Source organism: Streptomyces sp. STAM6 (assembly GCF_054963715.1).
Map to the genome: position 1 here is coordinate 109001 of NZ_JBUEFZ010000007.1, position 20303 is coordinate 129303.

The window sequence follows — 20303 nt, forward strand, 5'->3', positions numbered from 1 at the left end:
CGTGCGGCAACCGGTTTTCCGCCCCGCTGGGCGCTCTTGTGCGTGACGGGAGCGGTGGCTTTAGGTGGGACGGAACGCCTTCGACACGAGGAGCCCACCATGCCAGCGTGCGACGTCTCGGAGAGCGGCACCCCGCTCTCCGAGGACGAGGCCGAAGACCTGCTGCGATGTATCTGTTTCAAGACGGGTCCGCCCCGCACCGTCGGGGTCGAACTGGAGTGGTTCGTCCATGAGCTGCACGTACCGCAACTGCCCGTCTCCGCGGACCGGCTGCGCACGGCGTTCGCCGGACTGCGGTCCCTGCCCCTGAGCTCACCCCTCACCTTCGAACCCGGCGGACAGCTCGAGCTCAGCTCGCCGCCCGCCGCCTCGCTGATGGAGTGCGTGACCACCGTCTCGGCCGATCTGACGGCCGTCCGCACGGCACTGGGCGCCTCCGGTCTCACCCTCACCGGCTCCGGGACCGACCCCTGGCACTCGCCCCGCGAGCGCCTCCTGCGCGAGCCGCGCTACGACGCCATGGAGTGTTATCTCGACCGCTCGGGTCCCGCCGGACGGGCGATGATGCGCGACTCGGCGTCGGTGCAGGTCTGTCTGGACGCCGGTCACGAGGAGCCCGGACCCCAGGGCTACGAGCGGCGCTGGCTACTGGCCCACCTGCTGGGGCCGGTACTGGTCGCGGCATTCGCCAACTCTCCCTCGCTGCACGGGAAGTGGACCGGCCGCAGATCCACCCGGCAGGGCCTGTGGGCGGACCTCGATCCGGTGCGCGGCATGGCTCCGCCGCTGGACCGCGAGCCGCGCGCGGCATGGGCGGCGCACGTGCTGGACGCCCCGGTGATGTGCGTCCGGTCCGACGGCGGGCCGTGGCCGGTGCCCGACGGTCTGACGTTCCGGCGCTGGCTGCGCGAGGCGCTGCCCAGGCCGGCCACCCGTGCCGACCTCGACTATCACGTGACGACGCTGTTCCCGCCCGTGCGGCCGCGCGGGCACCTGGAACTGCGGATGATCGACGCGCAGTCGGGGGAGGACGGCTGGATCGTGCCGCTCGCCGTGACGACCGCCCTCTTCGACGAGCCGGAGGCCGCGGAGGCCGCCTACCGCGCGGTGGAGCCGCTGGCGCGGTCGGCGGGCGCATTGTCACCGCCGGGCGACCCCCTGTGGCGCAGCGCCGCCGACGACGGGCTGACCGCGCCCGCACTGCACGCGGCGGCGGTCGCCTGCTTCGCGCTCGCTTTGGAGGCGCTCCCCGGCCTCGGGGCCACCACCGCGGTCCTGGACGCGGTCGCCGCCTTCAACGACCGCTATGTCGTGCCGGGGCGCTCCCCCGCCGACGATCGGTTCTCGCCCGTGTCCGGGACGCCCGGACCCTCCCCCTCCGGATCATCCGGGACCTCCGGGAAGGACATCCGCACATGACCGACCCCGAGCAGCTCAGGCGGCTCGCGCTGGACGCGCTGACCACCGCCCGGGCGCGCACCGGCCTGCTCACCGCCTGCGTCGACGACGGCGAACTGACCGCCCAGCACTCGCCGTTGATGTCGCCGCTGGTGTGGGACCTGGCCCACATATCCAACCAGGAGGAGCAGTGGCTGCTGCGGGCCGTGGCCGGCCGCCCGGCGCTGCGCCCCGAGATCGACTCGATCTACGACGCGTTCGAGCACCCGCGGGCCGCACGGCCCTCGCTGCCGCTGCTGGCCCCGGCCGAGGCCCGCGCGTACGCCTCCGACGTGCGCGGACGGGTCCTCGACGTGCTGGAGCGCACCCCGCTCGAGGGCGGGCCACTGGTCGACGCGGCGTTCGCGTTCGGCATGATCGCCCAGCACGAGCAGCAGCATGACGAGACGATGCTGATCACCCACCAGCTGCGGCGCGGTCCGGCCGCGCTCGACGCCCCGGCACCGCCCCCGGGCGGCACGGCGGGGCTGCCGGCCGAGGTCCGGGTGCCCGGCGGTCCGTTCACCATGGGCACCTCGGACGAGCCGTGGGCGCTGGACAACGAACGGCCGGCACACACGCGCGTGGTGCCGGAGTTCTTCATCGACACCGTGCCCGTCACCAACGGCGCGTACCAGCACTTCATCGAGGACGGCGGCTATCGCGACGAACGCTGGTGGGCGCCCGAGGGCTGGGAGCAGATCAGGACGCACGACATAGGTGCCCCGCTGTTCTGGCGGCGCGAGGGCGGGCAGTGGCTGCGGCGGCGGTTCGGCGTCGTGGAGCCGGTTCCCGCGGACGAGCCGGTGCTGCACGTCAGCTGGTACGAGGCCGATGCCTACGCCCGGTGGGCGGGCCGGCGCCTGCCCACGGAGGAGGAGTGGGAGAAGGCCGCCCGGCACGACCCGGCGACCGGTCGTTCGCTGCGCTACCCCTGGGGCGACGACGATCCGGCGCCCGAACACGCCAACCTGGGCCAGCGCCATCTGCGGCCCGCGGCGGCAGGAAGCTACCCGGAAGGCCGGTCACCGCTCGGCGTACGGCAGCTGATCGGTGACGTGTGGGAATGGACGGCCAGTGACTTCCTGCCCTACCCGGGCTTCGTGGCCTTCCCGTACAAGGAGTACTCGGAGGTCTTCTTCGGCCCGGCGCACAAGGTGCTGCGCGGCGGCTCGTTCGCCGTCGACCCGGTGGCGTGCCGGGGCACGTTCCGCAACTGGGACCTGCCCGTACGGCGCCAGATCTTCTCCGGGTTCCGCACCGCGCGGGACGGGGAGGCCGCCTGATGTGCCGGCACATCGCCTACCTGGGGCCCCGGCTGCCACTCGGTGACGTGCTGGTGGAGCCGGCGCACGCGCTGTACCGGCAGTCCTGGGAGCCGCGCCGCCAGCGCCACGGCACGGTCAACGCGGACGGTTTCGGTGTGGGCTGGTACGCGGAGGGCGACCCGGTACCCGGCCGGTACCGGCGCTCCGGGCCCATCTGGGCGGATCTGTCGTTCGCCGACCTGGCCCGGGTGGTGCGCACGGACGCGCTGCTGGCGGCGGTCCGCGACGCCACGCTGTCGGGCGCCGACGCCGAGGCGGCCGCGGCGCCGTACGCCGGCGGGCCGTGGCTCTTCAGTCACAACGGGGCGGTCAAGGGCTGGCCGGGCTCGCTCGCGCCGCTCGCCGCGCGGCTGCCGGGCGCCGAGCTGCTGTCGCTGGAGGCGCGCAACGACTCGGCGCTGGTGTGGGGCCTGGTCCTGCACCGGCTGCGGGACGGTGACGAGCCGTCCGAGGCCCTGGCCGACACCGTGTACGAGGTGGCGGCAGCGGCGCCGGGCTCCCGGCTGAACCTGCTGCTCACCGACGGCGACACGATCACCGCCACCGCCTGGGGCGACAGCCTCTGGTATCTCACCGAGCCCGGCCGGCGCACGGTCGTCGCCTCGGAGCCGTACGACGACGATCCCCGCTGGTGCGAGGTGCCCGACCGGACCGTCCTGGGCGCGTCCCGTACCGATGTCCTGCTGACCCCGCTCAAGGAGCCACCCGCGTGAGCACGTTCCAGCTGACCCGTACCCTGCCCGAGGACGCCACGGACGCCGACCTTCGCGCCGATGTGCTCCACGGCCTGACCCGTACACCCAAGGAGCTGCCGCCCAAGTGGTTCTACGACGCGCGGGGCAGTGAGCTGTTCGAGGAGATCACCCGGCTGCCCGAGTACTACCCGACCCGGGCCGAGCGGGAGATCCTGATCGCCCGGGCGCCGGAGATAGCCGCCGCCACCGGGGCCCGCACCCTGGTGGAGCTGGGTTCGGGCTCCTCGGAGAAGACCCGCCATCTCATCGACGCCCTGCTGCCGGCCCTGGAGACGTACGTGCCGGTCGACGTCAGCGAGAGCGCCCTGGCTGGTGCGGCCGGGGCGCTGACCGCCGAGCATCCCGGTCTGCGGGTGCACGCGCTGGTCGCCGACTTCACCCGGGGACTCGCGCTGCCCGAGACCCCGGGGCCGAGGCTGGTCGCCTTCCTGGGCGGCACGATCGGCAATCTGCTGCCCGCCGAGCGGGCGGCGTTCCTGCGCTCGGTGCGCGGGCTGCTCGCACCGGGGGACACGCTGCTGATGGGCACCGACCTGGTGAAGGACGAGGCCACGCTGGTCGCGGCGTACGACGACGCGGCGGGGGTGACCGCCGAGTTCAACAAGAACGTGCTGGCCGTGCTCGCGCGGGAGCTGGGGGCGGACGTCGATCCGGCCGACTTCGACCATGTCGCGGTGTGGGACCGGGAGAACGAGTGGATCGAGATGCGGCTGCGGGCGCGCGAGGCGCTGACCGTGAAGATCCCCGAGCTGGACCTGGCAGTGCCGTTCGAGGCCGGTGAGGAGTTGCGGACGGAGGTGTCGGCGAAGTTCCGTCAGGAAGGGGTACGCGGCGAGCTGGCCGCCGCCGGGATGGAGCTCGCGCACTGGTGGACGGACGAGGAGGGAAGGTTCGCGCTGTCGCTGGCGACGGCGGTCTGAGCCGCCCGCGCCAGGGAGCGGCGGTCCGTGTACCGGCCCGCGGGGATCGGGGGGAGGATCCTGATCTCCGCGGTGAGCCCGCGGGCCGCCGCGATCCGCCACAACGAGGTGATGAGCGGGTCGTCGCCGACGAACGCGGCCGGGCCGGTGGGCCGGTAGGTGAGGCGTACGGGCTGGACGGTGGCGCCGGCGTCCAGCGCGGCCTGGAACGCGGCCGGGCGGAACCGGCCGTGGGCGCGGCCGCACCAGGTGGAGCCCTCGGGGAAGACGACGACCGGGGAGCCGTCGCGCAGGGCGCGGGCGAGGTCGCCGACCGTGCCGGGCAGCGCCCGCAGCCGGTCGCGGTCGAGGAAAAGGGTGCCGCCGCGGGCGGCGAGCGGGCCGAGTACGGGCCAGCGGCGTATCTCGCCCTTGGCGAGCATGCGGCCGGGCTGGACGGCCGCGACGAGCGGGATGTCGAGCCAGGAGATGTGGTTGGCGACGACCAGCCGGGGGCCGGTCGTGGGGGTTCCGGCGATCCGTACCCGGACGCCGAAGGCGCGCAGGACGGTGCGGCACCAGAGCCGGGTGAGGTGCCGTCGGGCGGCCGGGCCGAGGGGTGCGGTCAATGGTGCGACAAGCACTCCGGCGAGCACGGTCAGGGTGCCGGCGGTCAGTCGCGTCACCGTGCGCGTCCGGGAGACGGTGGCGGCGCCCGGCGGGTGGGTGCAGTGGCGCGGGGTGCAGGGGGCGGTGGGCAGCCAGGGCGAGGGGGCTCGGGCGGGCGGGTCCGCGCTCATCGCACGGGAGCGAGGGAGAGGAAGTGGCGCAGGTAGCGGGGGTTGGTGTCGCGCAGGGACAGCAGCACGTACAGGTCGGCGACGCCGAAGTCGCGGTCGTGGGCGGGGGCGCCGCAGACCCGGGCACCGAGGCGCAGGTAGCCGCGCAGCAGCGCGGGCAGTTCGGCGCGTCCGGCGGGGCGGGGCACGCCGTCGGCCGTCCAGAGCGTGTGCGGGGTGACCCAGAACTCCTCGGGGGCGAGGTACTTGGCCTTGACGGTGTCCCAGGTGGCGGCGGCGAGGGTACCGCCGTCGGCGAGCGGGATGGAACAGCAGCCTGCCAGCCAGGAGTGGCCGGTGCGGGTCATGTAGCGGGCGATGCCTGCCCAGATGAGGGAGATGACGGCGCCGTTGCGGTGAGCGGGGTGGACGCAGGAGCGGCCGGCCTCGACGAGGTCGTCGCGGACGGGGGCGAGCCGGCTGAGGTCGAACTCGCCCTCGGCGTAGAGCCTTCCGGCGATCCGGGCGCGGTCGGGCGGCAGCAGCCGGTAGGTTCCGACGATGTCGCCGGTGGCGTTCTCGCGGACGATGAGATGGTCGCAGTAGGCGTCGAACGGGTCGCTGTCGACGCCCGGCTCGGGGCCGTCGAGGCGGGCCCCGAGTTCACCGGCGAAGACCTGGTGGCGCAGGCGCTGGGCCGCGCGCACCTCTTCCTGGTCGCGGGCGAGGGAGACGAGGTAGCGGGGGCCGTCGTCGGTGGGGCGCGGGGCACCGGCGGTCTGCGGGGGCCCGTACGGCCGGGCCTGGGCGGGCGTCTGCGGGGGCACGGGCGCGGGCTGCGCCGCGGGGAAGAGCGCGGCGGGCGTTGCGGGCATGGCGGTCTCCTCTGCCGGACGGAAGGGGCCGGGCCGCGGCTGGGGCGGCCCCGCCCTCTACTTCTTCCGTGACCGGCTGGATTCGACATGACCGCTCGGCGGATCAGGGATGTGCGACGGCTGAATGACCGGTATCGGCCCGGACGGGTACGGCCGGGCCGGAGGTCACGCGCCGAGGTCAGCCCTCGCGAAGGTCGGTCCGCGAAGGTCAGCCCGCGAGCGCGGCGGTGATCTTCTCCGAGGCCGCTCGCGCCGCGGTCTCGGCGTCCCGGCCCCGCAGGACCGCCGTCATGTAGGGCTTGATGGGGTTGTCCGCCTCGACGGAGGCCCATTGGGGCGACTTGGGGGTGGCCCGGCCGCGCGCGGCACCCACGGCCATCGCGGCGGTGGCTTCCTGGCCCTCGACGACGGACGCCAGGGAGGACTTGTTGGGGACGTAGCTCATGGTGCGGGCGAGGTCCGTCTGCCACTTCTCGCTCGCCAGCGCCTTGACGACGTCGATGGCGGCGTCGCGTTCGCGGGCGTTCTCCGGGATGATCAGGTCGGAGCCCCCGGTGAAGACGGCGCACGGCTTGTCGGCGGTCTTGCCGGGGATGGGGAAGAAGCCGAGCTTGCCTTTGAGGGCGGGGTTCTTCCGCTGGATGACGGCGGCGACGCTGGGCGGCGCGATGATCTGGGCGACATTGCCGCGGGCGAAGACGTCGGCCTGCGGCGGAGTCTCCTCGTCCGCGTCCACGGGGCCCTGGCCGAGGGACTGGAGTTCCTTGTAGAAGTCCATGCCCTTGAGCGCGGCGGCGCTGTCGAGTGCGCCGACCCACCCACCGCCCTTCTCGACGGCCAGTTCACCGCCCTCGTCCCAGATGAACCCGGCGAGGGTGTACCAGTCCTGGCCGGCCAGGTAGATGCCCTGTGAGCCGCTCTCGTTGAGCTTCCCGGTGTCGTCGAGCCACTGCTCGCGCGTTCTGGGGGGCTTGTCGATCCCGGCCCGCTTGAAGAGGTCCTTGCGGTGGATGACGACGCGGTTGGCCGCGTACCAGGGGATGCCGTACTGCGAGCCGTTGATCCGGCCGGGTTCGGCGAGTCCGGGCAGCCAGTCGTCCCGGCCCAGGTCGCGCACCGATTCGAGCGTGAGGTCGTAGAGGAGTTCGGTCTCGGCGTACTGGGCGACCTGGGTGTTGCCGACCTCGATGATGTCGGGGGCGTCGTCGCTCCGCAGGGCGGCGGTGACCTTGCCGCCGATGCCGGTCCACTCCTGGAAGGTCACTTCCAGCCGGACGGAGGGGTGTTCCCGCTCGTAGGTGCTGGTGAACCGCTCCAGGAAGTCGTCGGAGACGCTGTCCTTCATCAGCCACACCCTGACCGTGCGGGGTGCGTCCTCCCCGGTGGGCAGGAGCCCGCAGCCGGTCGGTACGAGGGCCGCCAGGAGGGCGCCGGAACATGCGGCGAGACGCTTCTTCACGTAGGTCACCTTTGCGCTGGTGCAAGGGGATCTGCAGGGACGGGACCCGACGTGGGGGAGCGAAGCGGGTTCGCACGGGCGGATGGCTGGATTTTGGTATGGACCAATGCTGGGGTCAAGCCCCTCCGCGTGGGGAGTGGTCCGGCACCCGTCTGTTGCCGGTCATGGCCCGGGGATTGCGTGGGCGTGAAATCGTCGGCGCCCGGATCGCCGCACGGGACATGGCCGGAAACGGTCCCTGGCGGTCTTCACCCCGACAGAGGAATCCGCAGCTCGGAGCCGGTGCGCGGGCACAATGGCGGTGTCGACCCACGGCCCCCGGGAGCGCCGGTCCGACCGGGCGGCAGCGGCGGCGGCGTCGCCCGTACCGCCCTTGACCACTGCCGGACGCCGCTGTCACGCTCCGGGCCATGTCCGCGACGAGCATCTCCCCGACGAGGCTCCACGGCCTGAGCCGGCGCACCGCGCCGCAGGCGTGTACGAGCCGCTGTACGGCGATGCCACGCGTCTGAGTCCGCGCCACCGGGTCCGGATTCTCGTACCGCGCAGCCCGTCCGGGGCCACCTCCCCGGAAGGCCTGCCCACCGGCGCAACGCATCGCGCGATCCCGGCTCGTCCCCCCTCGCGCTCACCTTCCCACCCCCCCTCGCGGTCACCCTCCCGCGCACCTCGCGCTCACCTCTTCACCTTCCCGTTCGCCTGCCCCGCCGCCTCCCGCCGGTCCTTTCGGGCTGCCGGGTGGCCGGGGAGCCGCAGAAAGGAACACGCCATGACGTCCACGACCACGAACGACCTCCACGCCGATGCCCCGAGCGAGCTCGAAACCGGCCTCCCGGCCACCACGGAACCGGCCGTGGACCGGATCGGCGGCCGGATCGGCGCGGTGATCTCCGGTGTCCGACTCGGACCGGACCTCGCGCCGGAGACCGTGACTGCCGTGCGCTCCGCGCTGCTCGCCCACAAGGTCGTCTTCTTCCGCGGCCAGCACCACCTCACGGAGGAGGACCACGAGGGATTCGCCCGGCTGCTCGGCACCCCGGTGGCACACCCCACCGTGCCCTCGGCCGACGGTCGTTACTCCCTGGGCATCGACTCCGACCACGGCGCACGGGCCAATCAGTGGCACACCGACGTCACGTTCGTGCCGGCCTATCCCGCGTTCTCCATCCTCCGTGCCGTGACCGTGCCGCCCCACGGCGGTGACACCCTGTGGGCCAACACCGTCGCGGCGTACGAGAACCTGCCCGAGCCGCTGCGCACGCTCGCCGACGGCCTGCGCGCCGAGCACTCCAACGTCTACGACTACGCGGCGGTGCGCCCGGACGCACTGCCGGAGGCACTCGCGCAGTACCGCGAGGTGTTCACCTCCACCGAATTCCGCACCGAGCACCCCGTCGTGCGCGTGCACCCCGAGACCGGTGAACGCGGTCTGCTGCTCGGGAACTTCGTCCAGCGCATCAGCGGCGTCCCCGCCGCGGACTCGGCCGCTCTCGTGAACCTCTTCCAGTCGTACATCGAGCGCCCCGAGAACACCGTGCGCTGGCGGTGGCAGGAGGGCGACGTCGCCATCTGGGACAACCGGGCCACCCAGCACTACGGCGTGGACGACTCCGGCGACCACGAGCGCAAGCTGCGTCGCGTGACCGTCGACGGCGACATCCCGGTGGGGGTCGACGGCCGGGCCTCGGTGCTGCTGGAGCCGGACGACGTACCCGACCCGGCGTTCGGCATCGCGTCGGGCGCCTCCACCACCACGACGCCCGCCACCCCGAGCTCCGCCTGACACGCCCCGACCTCGCAAAGGAACCACCATGCCCACCTCGACGGCGACATCCCGGCGCCAGTTCCTCGCCCTCCTCGGCATATCGGCGGCCGCGGTGAGCTGCGGCCGGGCCACCACCGGGGGCTCCTCCGGCGGGGCTCGGACGAACACCCTCAGGTACCAGGGCTGGGCCGGCCAGGTCACGCTCCCGGAGCTGGCCGAGGACCTCGGCCATCTGGAGGACGTCAAGCTCCAGTGGATCGGCAACACCACCAGCGGGCCGCAGGACATCCAGTCCGCGGCCACCGGCCAGACCGACTTCGGCGGCGCGTTCAACGGCGCGGTCGTCAAACTGGCCGCGAACGACGCCCCCGTCAAGGCCGTGATCAGTTACTACGGGTCAGACCAGCACGCCTACAGCGGCTACTACGTGCTGGAGGACAGCCCGATCCGCTCGGCCCGCGACCTCATCGGCAAGAAGGTCGGGATGAACACCCTCGGCGCCCACGCCGAGGCGATGCTCGGTATCTACCTGCAGCGCAACGGACTGTCGCAGGCCGACATCGAGAGGGTCGAGCCGCTGGCGCTGCCGCCGGTCAACACCGAGCAGTCGCTGCGCCGGCGCCAGATCGAGGTGGCGGTGCTCGGCGGCATCCTGCGGGACAAGGCGCTGGCGGCCGGCGGCATCCGGCCGATCTTCACCGACCATCAGCTCCTGGGCGCGTTCAGCGCCGGGACGTACATCATGACGGACCGCTTCCTCGAGCAGAACCCGGACACGGCACGGACGTTCGTCACCGGCGTGGCGAAGGCGATCGAGTGGGCCCGCACCACACCCCGCGAGGAGGTCGTGGCCCGGATGACCGAGATCGTGCGCACACGCAAGCGCAACGAGGACGCCTCGACGCTGAAGTACTGGAAGTCCTTCGGCGTCGCCGAGACGGGCGGCCGGATCACCGACAAGCAGTTCCAGCTGTGGATCGAGTGGCTGGGCGGACGCGGCGACATCGACAAGGACCGGGTCGAGGCGTCCGGGCTCTACACCAACGAGTTCAACGCGTACGGCAAGGGAAGCGGGAGCTGAGCCGCCCATGACCGAGTCCAGGATTCCCAAAATCGCATTCGAGCGGGTGCGCAAGACGTTCCCGGTCAGGAGCCGTGCGGGAGTGCGGCAGGCGTCGGAGTTCACCGCTCTCGACGGCATCGACCTGCGGATCACCGCGGGCGAGTTCGTGGTCGTCGTCGGCCCCAGCGGCTGCGGGAAGTCGACACTGCTGGATCTGCTGGGCGGCCTGACGACCGTCACGGCCGGGCGGATCCTGCTGGACGGTGAGCCGGTGACCGGACCGGGCGTCGACCGGGGCATCGTCTTCCAGCAGTACGCGCTGCTGCCCTGGCGCACGGCCCGGGGCAATGTCGAGTTCGGGCTCGAGGCGACCGGCGTACCGCGCCGCGAGCGCGCGGCGCGGGCCGGTGAGTATCTGGACCTGGTGGGGCTGTCGGGGTTCGAGGACCGGCATCCGCACGAGCTGTCGGGCGGGATGCGCCAGCGGGTCGCCATCGCCCGGAGCCTGGCGTACGACCCCGATGTGCTGCTGATGGACGAGCCGTTCGCGGCACTGGACGCGCAGACGCGCGAGTCGCTGCAGGACGAACTGCTGCGGATCTGGCAACGCACCGGCAAGACGATCCTGTTCATCACCCACAGCATCGAGGAGGCCGTCTATCTGGGGCAGCGGGTGGCCGTACTGACCTCGCGGCCGGGCCGCGTCAAGGAGGTCGTGCCGATCTCGTTCCCCGCCCGGGCCGCGGCGGACGACCTCCGCTCCAGTCCCGAGTTCGCGTCCTACCGCCGTCGTATCTGGGAGCTGCTGCACGACGAGGTGGCCAGGGCCCAGCAATTGGAGAAGGAAGGAGTCGCCGCATGAGCACCGGAAGCGGCACGCGTACGAAGGGGGCACCCACCGAGGTTCGAGCGCCCGTGAGCGAGGTACCGGAGGCCGCCGCGGGCGGTCCCGCCGGGGAGTCCGCCGCCGGGTCACGGCCGCCGGCGGATCCGGGTGGTGAGTCCCGGGGCGTCACGGCCCCGGCAGCCGCGAGGGCCGCCGCGAAGGCCGGGCACCCGCTGCGCGGGACGGTCCGGGGCCTGTTCACCGCGTTCACCACATCGGCCGCGGTCCTCGCGCTGCTGGCCCTGTGGGAGATCGCACCCCGGCTGGGCCTGGCCGACGCGACGTTCCTCCCGCCGTTCAGCGAGGTGGCGCTCGCCTGGTGGGACCTCGCCGCCGGCGGGCAGCTCGCCGAGCATGTGGGGGCCAGCCTGGTGCGCTCGTTCAGCGGGTTCGGTCTGGCCGTCGTGGTGGCCGTACCGCTGGGGCTGCTGATCGGCTGGTACCGGCCGGTCGCCGACCTGCTCGGACCGCTGCTGGAGGTCTTCCGAAACACCGCCGCGCTCGCCCTGCTGCCGGTCTTCGTCCTGCTGCTGGGGATCGGGGAGACCTCCAAGATCTCCATCGTGGTGTACGCGTGCACCTGGCCGATCCTGCTCAACACCATCAGCGCCGTGCGCAACGCCGATCCCACCCTGGTGAAGCTGGCGAAGTCGATGAACCTGTCCGCACCCCGGCTCTTCCGGAAGGTGATCCTGCCGGCCTCCGTGCCGACCGTCTTCACCGGCATCCGGCTGGCCGGGGCGGTGTCCATCCTGGTGCTGGTGGCGGCCGAGATGATCGGCGCCAAGGCGGGGCTCGGCCATCTGATCAACGCCTCGCAGTACAACTTCGCGATTCCGCAGATGTACGCCGGCATCATCACCATCTCCGCCATCGGAGTGCTCTTCAACCAGGTGCTGGTGAGCGTCGAACGCCGGCTCAGCTCGTGGCGGGTGCCGGCCTCCGGCTGACACACCCGTGCCCCGCCCCCGTGGCCCTTCCCCGCGGCCTCGCCCGCGCACCCCGCCCCGCGCTTCCGTCTCCGCGACGCACTCCGCCCCCGCGCACTCCGCCCCCGCGCACTCCGTTCCCGCGCACCGACCCACCACGAGGACCGTCATGACCGGCTCACGCCCACGCCAACTGCACCTCAACGCCTTCCTGATGAATGCCGGGCATCACGACGCGGCCTGGCGCCACCCGAGCACCCAGCCCGAGCGGGTCACCGACCTACGGTACTTCCAGGACCTCGCGCGGACCGCCGAGCGGGGCACGCTCGACTCCATCTTCTTCGCCGACGGTCTCGCCCTGTGGGGAAAGGTCCGCCACAACGCGCTCGGCGGCTTCGAACCGCTCACCCTGCTGTCCGCGCTGGCCGCCGTGACCGAACGCGTCGGTCTGATCGCCACCGTCTCCACGACCTTCAACGAACCGTTCCACGTCGCCCGCAAGTTCGCCTCGCTGGACCATCTCAGCGGCGGCCGGGCCGGCTGGAACATCGTCACCTCCGGCAGCGTCGACGAGGCCCACAACTTCGGCCTGGAGCGGCATGTGGAGCACAGCCTGCGCTACCGGCGTGCCGTTGAGTTCGTCGAGGTGGCGACCGGGCTGTGGGACAGCTGGGAGGACGACGCCGTCGTGCTCGACCGGGAGCGCGGTGTGTACGCCGACACCGACAAGGTGCTGCCGATCGAGCACCGGGGCGAGCACTTTTCCGTGCGCGGACCGCTGAACGTGCCGCGCTCTCCGCAGGGCCACCCCCTGCTGGTGCAGGCCGGCTCGTCGGAGGACGGCAAGGAGTTCGCCGCCCAGTACGCCGAGGCGGTCTTCACCGCCCAGCAGAGCCTCGCGGACGGCCAGGCCTTCTACCAGGACCTCAAGTCGCGGCTGGCCGCGTACGGGAGGGCCGACAGCGAGCTGAAGATCCTGCCCGGCATCTGCCCGGTGATCGGCTCCACCGAGGCCGAGGCCCGCGCCCTGGAGACGGAACTGACGGACCTTCAGGTGCCGGAGTACGGGCTCGCGCAGCTGTCCGGGATGCTCGGGGTGGACCTGGCCGGTCTGCCGCTGGACGGGCCGCTGCCCGAGCTGCCCGAGGAGCGGGACATCAACGGCAACAAGAGCCGCTTCACCCTGGTGGCCGAGATGGCCCGCCGCGACGGGCTCACCCTGCGCCGGCTCATCGCCCGGCTCGGCGGCGGACGCGGCCACCGGGTCTTCGCGGGCACCCCGGAACAGATCGCCGACCAGTTGGAGGAGTGGTTCACCCAGGGCGCCGCGGACGGCTTCAACATCATGCCGCCGGTGTTGCCCGACGGGCTCACCCTCTTCGTGGACCACGTGGTGCCGGAGCTTCGGCGCAGGGGCCTGTTCCGCACCGAGTACACCGGGCGCACCCTGCGCGAGCACTACGGTCTGCCCCGGCCCGCCGGCCGGGCCGACGCCTCGCGGACCCCGGCCCGGTGGGGCACGGTGGAAGGACGCACCACCGGGCGATGACGACCGGGCGAACGAGGAGACCCCATGTCGCACCACACGTATCGCGTCACCGAGATCGTCGGCACGTCCCACGAGGGCGTGGACGATGCACTCCGCAACGGGATCGCACGCGCGTCCGAGACCTTGCGCAATCTGGACTGGTTCGAGGTGACCCAGATCAGGGGCCACATCGAGGACGGGCGGATCGCCCACTACCAGGTCGGCATCAAGGTCGGGTTCCGGCTGGAGGACGGTCCGGAGAGCGCCACCTGAGGCGTGAGACCGGGCGTGGGCCGGTGGTTCTCAGGTCCTGCCCTCCTTCTCCTGGGCCGCCTTCAGCTCCTCGGAGCTCTCGGCCCAGCGGGCCCGTACGACGCGGAAGCCCGCCCGCTCGGCGGCGTCGCAGACCAGCTCGTCGTCGTCGACGAGCATCCGGATCTCCCGGCTCCCGCTCAGCCTGCGCAGGATCTCCAGCTTGGTGACGCGCGCCGGCCGGCGGTCCTGGTTGCGCCGCATGTACAGGCGGCCTTCGGGCAGCCCCTGCGCGGCCAGCCAGACGAGGGTGTCCTCGCGGCACCGCTCGGGCCGTCCCGTGAGGTACACCACCTCGCACTCCCCCGCCGCCTCCAGGCACAGTTCCACCCCCCGGGCCAGCGGCGGGTCCTGCGGGGCCGCGGCGAAGAACGCGTCCCAGTCGCGCGGCCTGCGCTCCAGGAAACGCTGACGGTGACGCGCGTCGGAAAGAGTGTTGTCCAGGTCGAATACGGCCAGTGGCGTGCTGTTTCGGGTCACGCCGCCCAGCGTAGGGAATCCCGGCGCGGCACAGGCGTTGACATCAGGCGTGAGCTCATTGACCGACGCGACGCGCTTCTCCGTGCTGGACCGCTCCCGCGTGCGCGAGGGGCGGGACGGGCCAGGGGCGCTGCGGGACACCGTTCGCCTGGCCGAGGAGGTGGAGGCGCTCGGCTACCACCGCTTCTGGGTGGCCGAGCACCACGGTGTGCCGGGGGTCGCCGGGTCCGCCCCCACCGTGCTGGCGGCCGCCGTCGCCGCCGCGACCCGCACGATCAGGGTGGGTACCGGGGGCGTGATGCTGCCCAATCACCGGCCGATGGTGGTCGCCGAGCAGTTCGGTGTCCTGGAGTCCCTCTTCCCCGGCCGTATCGACATGGGGCTGGGCCGCTCGGTGGGCTTCACGGACGGGATTCGGCGGGCGCTGGGGCGCGACAAGAAGGACGCCGACGACTTCGCGGGGCGGCTGGACGAGCTGCTGGGCTGGTTCACCGGCGAACAGCGTGCCCATCCGCGGGTGCACGCCCACCCCGCCGAGGGGCTGCTGGTGCCGCCGTTCGTTCTCGCCACCGGTGAGGGCGCGGCGATCGCGGCGGCCGCCGGCCTGCCGCTGGTGATAGGTGATCTGAAGGGCCGCGCGAAGGTGGTCGCCGCGGTCGAGCGCTACCGCTCGGACTTCCGGCCGTCCCGCTGGTCCGGCGCACCGTATGTGGTGGTCGCCGGCACCGTCGCGGTCGCCGGCACCGAGGAGGAGGCCGCCCGGCTGCTGGTCCCCGAGGCCTGGTCGATGGCGTATGCGCGTACGCACGGTTCGTTCCCGCCGCTCGCGCCGCCCGAGCGCGTCACGGCGCGGACGATGACGGCGAAGGAGCGGGAGTTCTACGAGGCGGGGCTGCGGGGCCACATCCACGGCACCGAGGAGCAGGTGCGGGAGGCGCTGGAGGAGGTGGTGAAGGAGACCGCCGCCGACGAGGTCCTCGTCACCACCAGTACGTACGATCGCGGGGCGCTGCTGGACTCCTACCGCCGGCTTGCCCGGCTGACCGGTCTGACCAGCGCGGACACCTAGACTCGGGGCATGCCAGGCCCTCATGACCATGATCCGTACGTACGCGTCCGGGGCGCTCGCGAGCACAATCTGCGCGCCGTGGACGTGGACATTCCGCGCGATGCGCTCACGGTGTTCACCGGGGTCTCCGGCTCCGGCAAGTCGTCGCTGGCGTTCGGCACCATCTACGCGGAGGCCCAGCGGCGGTACTTCGAGTCGGTCGCGCCGTACGCCCGCCGGCTGATCCACCAGGTGGGCGCGCCGAAGGTGGGCGAGATCAGCGGTCTGCCGCCGGCGGTCTCGCTGGAACAGCGCCGCTCTTCCCCCACGTCACGGTCCTCGGTCGGTACGGTCACCACCCTGTCCAACTCACTGCGGATGCTGTTCTCACGGGCGGGTGACTATCCGGCCGGCGCGCCCCGGCTCGACTCCGACGCGTTCTCCCCGAACACCGCCGCCGGGGCGTGCCCCGCGTGCCACGGTCTGGGCCGGGTCCACCGCACCAGCGAGGAGTTGCTGGTGCCCGATCCGGGGCTGTCGATCCGGGAGGGTGCGATCGCCGCCTGGCCGGGTGCCTGGCAGGGCAAGAACCTCCGTGACGTGCTGGACGCCCTCGGGTACGACGTCGACCGGCCGTGGCGCGAGCTCGCCCCCGAGGACCGGGAGTGGATCCTGTTCACCGACGAACAACCGGTGGTGACCGTCCATCCGGTGCGTGAGGCGGGCCGGATCCAGCGCCCGTACCAGGGGACGTACACGAGCGCCCGGCGCCATGTGATGCGCACGTTCGCCGATTCGAAGAGCCAGACGCTGCGCGCCAGGGCGGAGCGTTTCCTCGACAGCGTGCCGTGCGCGGTGTGCGGCGGCAGCCGGCTGCGGCCGGAGTCGCTGGCGGTGACCTTCGGGGGCCGGACGATCGCCGAGCTGGCCGCGCTGCCGCTGACCGCGCTGGCCGAGGCGCTGGACACCGGCGGCACGGGGAGCGAGACGGCACGGGTACTGACCGCGGACCTGCGGGCCCGGATCGCCACCGTCACGGAGCTGGGTCTGGGCTATCTCAGCCTGGACCGTGCGACACCCACGCTCTCCAGCGGCGAGCTGCAGCGGCTGCGACTGGCCACACAGCTGCGCTCGGGACTGTTCGGCGTGGTGTACGTGCTGGACGAGCCGTCCGCGGGGCTGCACCCGGCGGACACCGAGGCGCTGCTGGTCGTCCTGGAGCGGCTCAAGCGGGCGGGCAACTCGGTCTTCGTCGTCGAGCACCACCTCGATGTGGTCCGGGCGGCGGACTGGCTGGTGGACGTGGGCCCGCGGGCGGGCGAGCACGGCGGCCGGGTGCTGCACAGCGGGCCACCGGCGCAACTCGCGCACGTGGAGGAGTCGGCGACCCGCCGTTTCCTCTTCGAGCGGGGCCCGGTACGTGCGCGCGGGGCGCGGGAGCCGTCGGGCTGGCTGCGGCTCGGGCCGGTCACCCGCCACAATCTGCGCGGCCTGGAGACGGAGCTGCCGCTGGGCGCGCTGACCGCGGTGACGGGGGTGTCCGGCTCCGGCAAGTCGACCCTCGTCGGCGAGCTTTCCGCCGAACTGCCGGGCGTGGAACGCCTGGTGACGGTGGATCAGCGTCCGATCGGGCGTACTCCGCGCTCGAACCTGGCGACGTACACCGGTCTGTTCGATGTGGTGCGCAAGCTGTTCGCGGCCACCGACGAAGCGCGGGCGCGCGGCTACCGGGCGGGGCGTTTCTCGTTCAATGTGGCGGGCGGGCGCTGCGAGGCCTGCCAGGGCGAGGGGTTCGTCTCGGTGGAGCTGCTGTTCCTCCCGAGCACGTACGCCCCGTGCCCGGAATGCGCGGGTGCCCGCTACAACGCGGAGACGCTGGGGGTGCGGCTGCGGGGCCGGAACATCGCGGAAGTACTGGACATGACGGTGGAGTCCGCGGCGGAGTACTTCGCGGACACCCCCGCCGCGGTCCGGGCTCTGCGCACGCTGCTCGACGTGGGGCTGGGCTACCTGCGGCTCGGGCAGCCGGCGACGGAGCTCTCGGGCGGGGAGGCGCAGCGCATCAAGCTGGCGTCGGAGCTGCAGCGGCCGCGGCGCGGTCCCACCTGGTACGTGCTGGACGAGCCGACGACGGGGCTGCACCCGGCGGACGTCGAGGTGCTGATGCGGCAGTTGCACGGTCTGGTGGACGCGGGGCACTCGGTGGTGGTCGTCGAGCACGACATGGACGTGGTGGCCGGTGCGGACTGGGTGGTGGACCTGGGGCCGGGCGGCGGTGACGCGGGCGGCCGCGTCGTCGCCGCGGGCACCCCCGCGGAGGTGGCGGGTGCGGCCGGGAGCCGCACCGCGCCGTATCTCGCGAGGGCCCTGGGGAGGGAGGGCCCGGCGTCCGTCTAGCCAGGGCGCTTCGTCCGGATCGTGCCGGGCCGATCCGGAAGAAGCGCTGCCCTAGGCTGCGCGGTCGTAGGTGTAGTGGCGGGTGTGGTCGAGCATGTCCGCGGGGGTCACGTCGTTCCAGGGCCGCATGGTCTCGTTGAGGTCGACGACGTTCGGGGTGCCGGCGGCGGGGAGGTAGGTCGAGCGGGGGTGGCGGGCCTGCCAGTCGGCCCAGAGCTTGTCGATGAAGGCGTGGTGCATCCAGAACACCGGGTCGTTCGGTGAGGCGCCGGTGGCCATCTGGCCGCCGACCCACACATGCACCCGGTTGTGGAGATTGACGCCGCGCCATCCCTCCAGGTGGTTGCGGAAGCCGTCGGACGAGCTGTTCCAGGGCGCCATGTCGTACGTCTCCATGGCGAGGACCGAGTCGACCTCGGCCCGGGTGGGCAACTGCCGGCCGCCTGCGCCGAGATCACGGCGGAGGAAATCACGGCCGTCGACCCGGACGGAGACGGTCCAGCGGTTGCCGCCGCGGGCGAACGGGCCGTCCATGACCTGGCCGTCGCGGGGCCGGCCGGTGCCGCCGAGGAAGTCGGGTGCCCAGAGGGAGGAACGGGCGGTGCGGTCGGCGGTCCAGTCCCAATACGGCAGCGCGACGCTCGGATCGATGGCCTGGAGGGCCTGCTCGAACTGTATGAGGAACCGCCGGTGCCAGGGCAGGAAGGACGGCGAGCGGTGACCGACGCGGTCTCCGCTGTCGGTGTCGCTCATGATGAAGGCGTTGTGAGTGGTGACGAAGGTGTCGTACTGGCCTCTGCGCTTGAGTTCGAGCAGGGCGTCGACGAATCGCTTCTTCTCGTCGGCGGTGAGTACGGCCTGGTTCTTGCGGACGGTCATGGTGCGGGGCTCCGGATCAGACGAGGGCGAGCGGGACGAGGGCGGCGCCCTGGAGTTCACGGACGGCCGCGCGGGCCACGGCGCGGGGCGTGGCGAGCGGCTCGTAGTGGTTGATCACGCTGATCCAGGTGCCGTCGGCGTTCTGCATCACATGCAGTTCGTCGCCGTCGATCCGCACGGCGTAGCCGCCGGAGTGGTGTCCCCCGTGGCCACCGCCGTGACCGGTTCCATGGCCGGCCCGCTCCGCGGGGCCTCCCTGGATGCGGCGCCCCTGGTAGATCTCGTCGAACGGCGCCGGGTGGCCGGAGGGGTGGGAGGGCGCGGCCGAGGCCTGGGCGGGCGCGGTGAGCGCCCGGCCGGCGGCGAGGCCCGCGGCGGCTGCGGCGGCGACGCCCAGGGCGCGGCGGCGGGTGATTCTGGACATGGAGGAACCCCCTGAAAGTGCGGTGGTCAGGTGCAACCGGGGGTTTGGTCATGTGCCCCCGGCACCGCAATGACTACAGGGGGTCACTGGAGCGCGGAATTCCGCGGAGACGGGTTGGCCTCGATACGGACAACTCGCCATCATCTGTACAGTTTTGAACAAAGTTGATCTTGCTGTTACCGAAGGCGCCTGCGCCCCGGAACGGAAGTCTTGCGGAGAGTGTGACAATCTCGTGAAGAATCTTCCAATCCGGGGCGGCGGACGTGGTCCGGGTCACGCCCGGAAACTGGCCTGAATCACCCTCGTCGCGGCGCCTTCCGCGTCGCGCGCAGCCACTCCCTGTTCATCGCCGCGATCGACGGCAGCGGAATGCCCTTGGGGCAGGCCGTGGCGCACTCACCGCTCAGGGTGCAGCCGCCGAAACCCTCGGCGTCCATCGTGGCGACCATGTCCAGGACGCGGGTCTCCCGCTCCGGCGCGCCCTGCGGCAGCACATTGAGGTGGTTCACCTTCGCCGACGTGAAGAGCATCGCCGAGCCGTTGGGACAGGCGGCCACGCAGGCACCGCAGCCGATGCACTCGGCGTGCTCGAAGGCCGAGTCGGCGTCCGCCTTGGGCACCGGCGTGGCGTGCGCCTCGGGGGCGGAACCGGTCGGGGCACTGATGTAGCCACCGGCCTGGATGATCCGGTCGAACGCGGAGCGGTCCACCACCAGGTCCTTGACGACCGGGAAGGCGGCGGCCCGCCACGGCTCGACGTCGATGGTGTCGCCGTCCCGGAAGGACCTCATGTGCAATTGGCACGTGGTGGTCCGCTCGGGGCCGTGGGCGTCGCCGTTGATGACGAGCGAGCAGGCGCCGCAGATGCCCTCACGGCAGTCGTGGTCGAAGGCGACCGGCTCCTCGCCGCGGAGGATCAGCTCCTCGTTGAGGGTGTCGAGCATCTCCAGGAAGGACATGTCGGGCGAGACGCCGTCCACCTCGTAGGTGGCCATGGCGCCGGGGGCGTCGGCGTTCTTCTGGCGCCAGACGCGCAGGGTGACGGACATCCGGGGTCCGG

At 72.4% G+C, this 20303-nt stretch carries 19 protein-coding genes; 12 read left to right on the forward strand and 7 right to left on the reverse strand.

The window, feature by feature from the left end:
- Positions 1–99: 99 nt before the first annotated feature.
- From egtA to egtD, 4 genes are read left to right on the forward strand one after another with little or no spacing between them, the layout of a single operon-like run.
- Positions 100–1419 carry an ergothioneine biosynthesis glutamate--cysteine ligase EgtA gene (egtA, locus tag ACY34K_RS11980; RefSeq protein WP_462746171.1) on the forward strand — a complete coding sequence of 440 codons (1320 nt, stop codon included), beginning with the start codon at positions 100–102 and terminating at the stop codon, positions 1417–1419.
- Positions 1416–2723 (forward strand): ergothioneine biosynthesis protein EgtB, encoded by a 1308-nt coding sequence (gene egtB / locus ACY34K_RS11985; RefSeq protein WP_462746172.1) that lies wholly within the window; start codon positions 1416–1418, stop codon positions 2721–2723. The genes egtA and egtB overlap by 4 nt, the downstream gene beginning before the upstream one ends.
- The gene (gene egtC / locus ACY34K_RS11990; RefSeq protein ID WP_462746173.1) at positions 2723–3478 is read left to right on the forward strand and encodes an ergothioneine biosynthesis protein EgtC; all 756 of its coding nucleotides are present in this window, start codon (positions 2723–2725) and stop codon (positions 3476–3478) included. Before egtB ends, egtC begins: the two co-directional genes overlap by 1 nt.
- Positions 3475–4440: an L-histidine N(alpha)-methyltransferase gene (egtD, locus tag ACY34K_RS11995; protein WP_462746174.1), complete on the forward strand. Its 966-nt coding sequence runs from the start codon at positions 3475–3477 to the stop codon at positions 4438–4440. The genes egtC and egtD overlap by 4 nt, the downstream gene beginning before the upstream one ends.
- Here the strand turns inward: egtD and ACY34K_RS12000 are convergent.
- The 3 genes from ACY34K_RS12000 to ACY34K_RS12010 all read right to left on the reverse strand — a co-directional run bounded on the left by ACY34K_RS12000 (position 4335) and on the right by ACY34K_RS12010 (position 7532).
- The gene (locus ACY34K_RS12000) at positions 4335–5219 is read right to left on the reverse strand and encodes a lysophospholipid acyltransferase family protein (protein ID WP_462746175.1); all 885 of its coding nucleotides are present in this window, start codon (positions 5217–5219) and stop codon (positions 4335–4337) included. The two genes, egtD and ACY34K_RS12000, sit on opposite strands and share 106 nt — an antisense overlap.
- The gene (locus tag ACY34K_RS12005) at positions 5216–6073 is read right to left on the reverse strand and encodes a GNAT family N-acetyltransferase (RefSeq protein ID WP_462746176.1); all 858 of its coding nucleotides are present in this window, start codon (positions 6071–6073) and stop codon (positions 5216–5218) included. The genes ACY34K_RS12000 and ACY34K_RS12005 overlap by 4 nt, the downstream gene beginning before the upstream one ends.
- 208 nt (positions 6074–6281) lie before the next feature.
- Positions 6282–7532: an extracellular solute-binding protein gene (locus ACY34K_RS12010; RefSeq protein WP_462746177.1), complete on the reverse strand. Its 1251-nt coding sequence runs from the start codon at positions 7530–7532 to the stop codon at positions 6282–6284.
- Positions 7533–8301: 769 nt separating this feature from the next.
- Between ACY34K_RS12010 and ACY34K_RS12015 the strand changes: the two genes are divergently transcribed.
- From ACY34K_RS12015 to ACY34K_RS12040, 6 genes are all read left to right on the forward strand, one after another.
- A complete protein-coding gene (locus ACY34K_RS12015) occupies positions 8302–9315 on the forward strand; it encodes a TauD/TfdA dioxygenase family protein (protein WP_462746178.1) in 1014 nt (337 codons plus the stop codon).
- A gap of 28 nt (positions 9316–9343) precedes the next feature.
- On the forward strand, positions 9344–10378 hold the full coding sequence (locus ACY34K_RS12020) for an ABC transporter substrate-binding protein (protein ID WP_462746179.1): 1035 nt from the start codon (positions 9344–9346) through the stop codon (positions 10376–10378).
- 7 nt (positions 10379–10385) lie between these two features.
- Positions 10386–11222: an ABC transporter ATP-binding protein gene (locus tag ACY34K_RS12025; protein ID WP_462746180.1), complete on the forward strand. Its 837-nt coding sequence runs from the start codon at positions 10386–10388 to the stop codon at positions 11220–11222.
- Positions 11219–12196: an ABC transporter permease gene (locus ACY34K_RS12030; protein WP_462746181.1), complete on the forward strand. Its 978-nt coding sequence runs from the start codon at positions 11219–11221 to the stop codon at positions 12194–12196. Before ACY34K_RS12025 ends, ACY34K_RS12030 begins: the two co-directional genes overlap by 4 nt.
- A 148-nt stretch (positions 12197–12344) precedes the next feature.
- Entirely contained in the window at positions 12345–13724 is a 1380-nt protein-coding gene (locus ACY34K_RS12035) for an LLM class flavin-dependent oxidoreductase (RefSeq protein WP_462746182.1), read from the forward strand.
- Positions 13725–13748: 24 nt separating this feature from the next.
- Positions 13749–13976: a dodecin gene (locus ACY34K_RS12040; RefSeq protein ID WP_462746183.1), complete on the forward strand. Its 228-nt coding sequence runs from the start codon at positions 13749–13751 to the stop codon at positions 13974–13976.
- Positions 13977–14006: 30 nt separating this feature from the next.
- Here ACY34K_RS12040 and ACY34K_RS12045 read toward each other — a convergent pair whose 3' ends face one another.
- Complete coding sequence (locus ACY34K_RS12045; RefSeq protein WP_462746184.1) at positions 14007–14495, reverse strand: phosphatase domain-containing protein; 489 nt, start codon at positions 14493–14495, stop codon at positions 14007–14009.
- Positions 14496–14553: 58 nt separating this feature from the next.
- Here ACY34K_RS12045 and ACY34K_RS12050 point away from each other — a divergent pair, with 58 nt between their 5' ends.
- Both ACY34K_RS12050 and ACY34K_RS12055 read left to right on the forward strand, forming a co-directional pair.
- Positions 14554–15564 carry an MsnO8 family LLM class oxidoreductase gene (locus ACY34K_RS12050; protein WP_462746306.1) on the forward strand — a complete coding sequence of 337 codons (1011 nt, stop codon included), beginning with the start codon at positions 14554–14556 and terminating at the stop codon, positions 15562–15564.
- 9 nt (positions 15565–15573) lie between these two features.
- Entirely contained in the window at positions 15574–17940 is a 2367-nt protein-coding gene (locus tag ACY34K_RS12055) for an ATP-binding cassette domain-containing protein (protein WP_462746185.1), read from the forward strand.
- Positions 17941–17991: 51 nt separating this feature from the next.
- Here the strand turns inward: ACY34K_RS12055 and melC2 are convergent, their stop codons facing one another.
- From melC2 to ACY34K_RS12070, 3 genes are all read right to left on the reverse strand, one after another.
- Positions 17992–18819 carry a tyrosinase MelC2 gene (gene melC2 / locus ACY34K_RS12060; RefSeq protein ID WP_462746186.1) on the reverse strand — a complete coding sequence of 276 codons (828 nt, stop codon included), beginning with the start codon at positions 18817–18819 and terminating at the stop codon, positions 17992–17994.
- Positions 18820–18835: 16 nt separating this feature from the next.
- Positions 18836–19243: an apotyrosinase chaperone MelC1 gene (melC1, locus tag ACY34K_RS12065; RefSeq protein ID WP_462746187.1), complete on the reverse strand. Its 408-nt coding sequence runs from the start codon at positions 19241–19243 to the stop codon at positions 18836–18838.
- A 296-nt stretch (positions 19244–19539) separates the two neighbouring features.
- On the reverse strand, positions 19540–20292 hold the full coding sequence (locus ACY34K_RS12070; protein WP_462746307.1) for a succinate dehydrogenase/fumarate reductase iron-sulfur subunit: 753 nt from the start codon (positions 20290–20292) through the stop codon (positions 19540–19542).
- Between the last annotated feature and the right edge of the window lie 11 nt (positions 20293–20303).